The 1208-nt window shown below is 67.4% G+C and carries 1 protein-coding gene and 1 pseudogene; both read right to left on the bottom strand.

The genetic code is table 11. The features are described from left to right. Positions 1–254 (bottom strand): annotated as a pseudogene (locus ACFV7R_RS47075) (hypothetical protein); the annotation flags it as partial. Beyond that, complete coding sequence (locus tag ACFV7R_RS47070; protein WP_385276982.1) at positions 251–1105, bottom strand: IS5 family transposase; 855 nt, start codon at positions 1103–1105, stop codon at positions 251–253. The pseudogene ACFV7R_RS47075 and the gene ACFV7R_RS47070, both read right to left, overlap by 4 nt. Positions 1106–1208: the final 103 nt, after the last annotated feature.

Raw genomic sequence — 1208 nt, 5'->3', positions numbered from 1 at the left:
GTCCGGCCGGGGTGCTGGTTGAAGGCGTTCACGATGGCCTGGTAGGCGGTGTTCGTTTCGGGCGGATCGGGCTCGGTCCCGGGCGGGACGCGTTCGGCGATGATCTTCCGGGTGGTGGCCAGGTCTGCGAGTCGCGCTTCGGTCTCGGCCAGGGCGGCGGTCAAGTGGTCGATCTGGTCGCGTAGTTCACCGGCCCGGGCCGTGGTTTTGTCGTGCTGGTCCTGGAGGTCTGCCAGGAGCTCGCTGATGTTCACGCGGCCAGCCCAAGGGTGTCGCGCCAGGTGGGGGCGGGTGTGGTGAGGCGGCGGGCCATGTTGGCGATGGAAGCCCAGTAGACGCGCGAGGCGGAGGTGTCGGGACGGTGGTCGTACTCGCGGGCCAGGCGGCGGTGCAGCATCAATGTGCCGTTGACCTGCTCCACGATCCACCTCTTCGGTTGCGGGACGAAGCCTTTGCCCTGGTCTGCGGGGTTGCGGCGGACGACCTCGACGTCGATGTCCAGCAGGGCGCCGTGGATGAGAACCTCGTCCTTGAAGCCCTGGTCCACCAGGGCCTTCTCCAGACGCATTCCGCACCGCTCGGCCGCCTGGTCGAGCAGGGCGGTGCCGGCGGCGTTGTCGTGGGCGGAGGCGGCCAGCACCACGACGCCGATGATCAGCCCCAGAACGTCGACGGCCAGTCCCCGCTTGCGCCCCGACACCTTCTTGTTGGCGTCCAGTCCCGTCGTGGTCTTCGGGACACCCGCGGCCGCGCGGACGGACTGGGTGTCGATGATCACCAGGGACGGGTCCTCTAATCGCCGGGCTCTCTCCCGCACCTGGCAGCGCAGGAGTTCCTGGATCCGCTGGTCGAGCCCGTCCTCGCGCCACAGGCCGAAGTAGTAGAACACCGCCGACCAGGCCGGGAAGTCATGGGGCAGATAGCGCCACTGGCAGCCCGTCCGGTTCTGATAGAAGATCGCGTTCACGACCTCCCGCAGATCGCAGGACCCGGGATCTCCGGTCGCTGACCGCGCCACCCTCTCCTGCTTCCAGGCCGTGATCATCGGCTCGATCAACGCCCACTGCTCGTCCGCTAAGTCGCTCGGGTACGGCTCTCGCTTCATGCCCCGCATCTCAACATGGACATGCCCGGCAGGCGCCCTGCGTGACGATCAGTACCACGATCGAGCGATCACGAACCGAGGAAGATCGGACTTAACGTCCACT

Origin of the sequence: Streptomyces sp. NPDC059866, from assembly GCF_042731325.1 — a bacterium.
Taxonomy (GTDB): Bacteria; Actinomycetota; Actinomycetes; order Streptomycetales; family Streptomycetaceae; genus Streptomyces; species Streptomyces flavusporus.
This window is presented reverse-complemented; position numbering and strand designations above follow the sequence as displayed.